Source organism: Methylobacterium ajmalii (genome assembly GCF_016613415.1).
Lineage (GTDB): Bacteria > Pseudomonadota > Alphaproteobacteria > Rhizobiales > Beijerinckiaceae > Methylobacterium > Methylobacterium ajmalii.
Genome location: NZ_JACWCT010000020.1, coordinates 1 through 3,832, shown reverse-complemented (window position 1 = coordinate 3,832; position 3,832 = coordinate 1). Strand labels below are relative to the sequence as shown.

Sequence of the window (3,832 nt, the reverse complement as noted above, 5' to 3'; positions counted from 1 at the left end):
GGTCCGCCCGGCCGTCCTGTCTCAGTCGAGGGCGGCCATGCGGAGGGTCTCGCCCTCCAGCCAGACCTGGACCGCCTTCTTGCGCAGCTTCGGATCGGTGGTGTCGGCGGTGCGGAAGAGGCCGTCGATGCCGATCAGCTCGGGCTCGAACTTGCGGCAGCAGATGCGGGCCCGGGGATTGCCCCCGGCCCCCGCGATGGCGCGGCCGCGCAGCGCCCCGTAGATGTGGATCGAGCCGCCGGCCAGGATCTCGGCGCCGGAGGCGACCGAGCCCATGACGGTGACGTCGCCCTCGGGGTGATAGACCGACTGGCCGGAGCGCAGCGGGGTCTCGAGAACGAGGGAGTTCGGCTTGCGCGGCTCCGGCGGCTTGACGGGCTCGGGCTCCTTCACGGGCTCGGGCGGCGCCATCTCGGCCGGGCGGCCGCCGCTCAGGAGCGGGGGCAGCGCCGGTCCGAGCCAGGCCGGCTCGGCCTTCTCGACGCCCATGATGCGGATGCCGCGCTGCTTGAGCTCGTCGACGAGGCCGGCGATGTCGGGCGTTCCCGCCGCGGCATCCTTGTCGTCCTCGGCGGGCTCGGCCGCCTCGGGTCCGGCCGGATCCCCGCGGAGGGAATCCTTGGCGAGGCCCGAGACGTCCAGGATCACGGCGCGCTCGGAGAAGAGCGTCGGCGAGCGCTGCACCAGGGCATCCAGGTGCGAGAACCAGTCGCCGAGCGGCGTCTCCGGCGCGAGCACGAGCGCCCGGAACGAGCGGCCGCGCAGCGGGAGGGAGGGGCGTGTGAGGCTGATGCTGGTCACGGCGGTTGACGAGTTGTTACCGGCCACCATGAAGCGCGCAGCGTGGTTACCGGATCGTTAATGGCACGGAAGGGGCCGCGGTTTCGTTCAGGGATCGGCCCGGACGACACGGTCGCGGCCCCGCGCCGCGCGCTCATCCGAAACGACGAAGGGCCCGCGCGGACGCGGACCCTCCTGGCACTCTCGCGGCTCTCGGACGGATCGGGCCTCAGCCCAGGAAGTCGCCGCATTTCGGCGGCGGCTCGGTGCCCCAGGGCATCAGCGGCACCGTCGAGGTCGAGTTCTTGGGCGAGCCCTGCACCACCTTGTCCGAGTAGACCATGTAGATCAGCGTGTTGCGCTTGGCGTCGCAGCCGCGCACGATCTGCATGCTCTTGAAGATCAGCGAGCGGCGCTCGCTGAACACGACCTCGCCCTGCTTGACCTTGCCCTTGAACTTGACCGGGCCGACCTGGCGGCAGGAGAGCGAGATGTCGGACACCTCCTCGGCGAGGCCGAGCGTGCCCTTGATGCCGCCCTTCTCGGGCTGGGTGTAGTGGCAGGCGACGCCGTCCACGTCCGGATCGTCGATGCCGTAGACGACGAGCTTGTCGTTCGGCGTCAGCGGCCGCCAGACCGTCGACTTGTCGAAGATCCGGTCCGGTTCCTGCGCCTGCGCCGCGTTCTGCGCCGCCCCGAGGCACGCCCCGAGGGCGAGCGCCGCCACAACAGCCTTCCGACCGCGAGCCCTGAGACCCCGCCGCCACACCATCGCGTCAACCTTTCAGTGAAGAACCTTAACGCATGTAGGGAGGCTGTCGCCCGGCGGCCAGGGAGGCTAGAATGGGGGCGTCCCGTCCTGCCACGCTTGGGCGTCGACGCCAGGCCTCACCGCCGGCGTTGCCGCTCGGCGCCGTGCGCCTGCGGGACGGCCTTCGTCTCGTCCGCCCCCCGGCGGGCGGATCGTCCCCGCATACCGGCCGGTCCCCGCACACCATGCCGCTGCTTCGCTTCACGGCCCGGCTCCTCGCCGGGATCCTCGCCACGCTGTCCGTGTGCCAGGCCGCCCTGGCCGAGCCCAGCGCGGCGGCCTGCCAGCGCTTCCGCGCCGAGCTCGCCGGCCTGCAGCGCGAATCGAACCGCGGCCAGGTCGAGGAGATCCAGCAGCTCGTCGCCTACCGGCAGTCGATCGGGTGCGAGGGCGGGCGCTTCCTGTTCTTCGACATGCGGCCGCCGCAATGCGCCCAGGTCGAGCAGCGCATCCGCGCCCTCAACGCCGGCTACGGCGCCGGCGCGCGCGAGGTCTCGAACGCCCGGCGCGAGCAGCTCATCGCCGCCGTGAAGGAGTCCTGCACCGGCCTTCCGACCCAGGCGGCCCTGCAGTCCAAGCCGGCCGACGGCTTCGGGCGCGGCGGCTCGCAGGTGATCTGCGTGCGGATGTGCGACGGCGCCTACTTCCCGATGCCGAACCTGCCCGACGGGCGGGAGGGCGCCGACGAGATGTGCCAGGCGCTCTGCCCCGGAGCCGAGGCCGCCGCCTACTCGATGCCGCCCTCCGACAACGGCCTGACCCAGGCCGCCGCGGTCCAGACCAAGCGCGCCTACTCGGCCCTGCCGAACGCCTTCAAGTTCCAGAAGGCCTTCGTGCCGAACTGCTCGTGCAAGGGCACGCAGAGCTGGGCCCAGGCCCTGGTGAAGGCCGAGAGCATGCTGGTGCGCCACAAGGGCGACATCTTCGTCACCCCGGCCCAGGCCGAGGCGATGTCGCGGCCGAAGGTGCGCCTGACCCTCGTCGGCCGCGCCGACCGGGCCGCCGCCACCCTGGCGGCGACCGCCGCGACCCGGGTCGAGGAGACGGTCGAGGCGGTCGACGCCGCCCGCCCGACCGGCCCGGAGGAGCGCCCCGCCGTGCGGATCATCGCCCCGAACCTGATCCCGGTGCCGATGGTCGCCAAGGCGGAGGGCCCGCAGGCGGCCGCCACCGTGGCGACCCCGGGCGCCGCGCCGGTCGCGACCCCCTAAGCAGGCTTGCGTTGGCAGGCCAACGCTTCGCCCGCTTAGATCCTTGTTTTGTCGCGGATTTTCGGCGCCGAAACCGGTCACCACTTCGGCGAAATCTGCTTAGGATCGCCCGCCCGGCCCGGCGCGACCGCCCGGGCCGGCTGACCGAAGGGAACCGCGCGAGGGAACCAACTCGCCGTCAAGGTGTTCGAAGGGACCGACGACGGACGAGAGGTTTTTCCTGATGCGCCCTGCCCGCGCGCTGCTGCTGACCGGCACGATCCTGCCGGCGCTGCTGCTCCAGCCCCTTCTCGCGAGCCAGGTGGCGGCGCGGGGCGACGACGTGATCCGGTTGGCCCAGGGCGGGCCGGGAGAGCGGGGCGGACCCGGCGGCGGACCCGGTGGTCCTGGTGGTCCCGGCGAGCGTGGGCCAGGCGGCCCGGGCGGCGAGCGCGGGGGCCCGCGCCCGGAGCGAGGTCCGGCGGAGCGGCCGGAGCCGCGCGAGCGCCCCGAGCCGAGACAGGAGCGGCCTGAACCCCGGCAGGAGCGGCCCGAGCCGCGGCAGGAGCGCCCGGCGCCCCGCCCCGAGCCCCGCGAGCGGCCCGAGCCCCGGCAAGAACGTCCCGAGCCCCGGCAGGAGCGGCCCGAGCGGCAGGAGCCGCGCGAGCGCCCGACGCCCCCCCGCGAACGTCCCGAACCCCAGCAACGCGAGCGGCCGGAGCCGCAGGAGCGCGGCCCGCAGGGCCGCCCGGATCGGCCCGACCGCCCGGAACGCCCGGATCGGCCCGACCGTCAGGAGAGGCCCGACCGTCCCGATCGGCAGGAGCGTCCCGATCGGCCGGATCGCCCCGATCAGCGCCCCGACCGCCAGGAGCCGCGCGGCCCGCGCGGCGACGAGCCCGGCCGCCCGCCGGCTCCTCCGCAGGATCGCGGCCCCGCAGGCCGTCCGGATCCGCGCGACCGTCCGGCGCCCGACGGCCGGCCGGATCGCCGCGACGAGCGTCCCGACGCCCGCGACGACCGTCGCGGCCCCGACGCCCCGGGCCAGCGC

The 3,832-nt window shown here is 74.3% G+C and carries 4 protein-coding genes; 1 reads left to right on the top strand and 3 read right to left on the bottom strand.

Features of this window, described 5'->3' with window-relative positions:
• Nucleotides 1-21: 21 nt before the first annotated feature.
• Both minC and HPY23_RS03210 read right to left on the bottom strand, forming a co-directional pair.
• On the bottom strand, nt 22-801 hold the full coding sequence (gene minC / locus HPY23_RS03215) for a septum site-determining protein MinC (protein WP_060850812.1): 780 nt from the start codon (nt 799-801) through the stop codon (nt 22-24).
• Nucleotides 802-1,009: 208 nt separating this feature from the next.
• Entirely contained in the window at nt 1,010-1,552 is a 543-nt protein-coding gene (locus tag HPY23_RS03210; RefSeq protein ID WP_060849773.1) for a CreA family protein, read from the bottom strand.
• 224 nt (nt 1,553-1,776) lie between these two features.
• Between HPY23_RS03210 and HPY23_RS03205 the strand changes: the two genes are divergently transcribed.
• Nucleotides 1,777-2,802 carry a DUF2865 domain-containing protein gene (locus HPY23_RS03205; protein ID WP_091890369.1) on the top strand — a complete coding sequence of 342 codons (1,026 nt, stop codon included), beginning with the start codon at nt 1,777-1,779 and terminating at the stop codon, nt 2,800-2,802.
• A 178-nt stretch (nt 2,803-2,980) separates the two neighbouring features.
• Here the strand turns inward: HPY23_RS03205 and HPY23_RS03200 are convergent.
• On the bottom strand, nt 2,981-3,832 hold an 852-nt coding region (locus tag HPY23_RS03200; protein ID WP_420891302.1), incomplete at its 5' end, for a hypothetical protein.

Coding starts and splice junctions, on each gene's coding strand:
- HPY23_RS03205 (WP_091890369.1), top strand. CDS start 1,777: ATGCCGCTGCTTCGCTTCACGGCCCGGCTCCTCGCCGGGATCCTCGCC.
- HPY23_RS03210 (WP_060849773.1), bottom strand. CDS start 1,552: ATGGTGTGGCGGCGGGGTCTCAGGGCTCGCGGTCGGAAGGCTGTTGTG.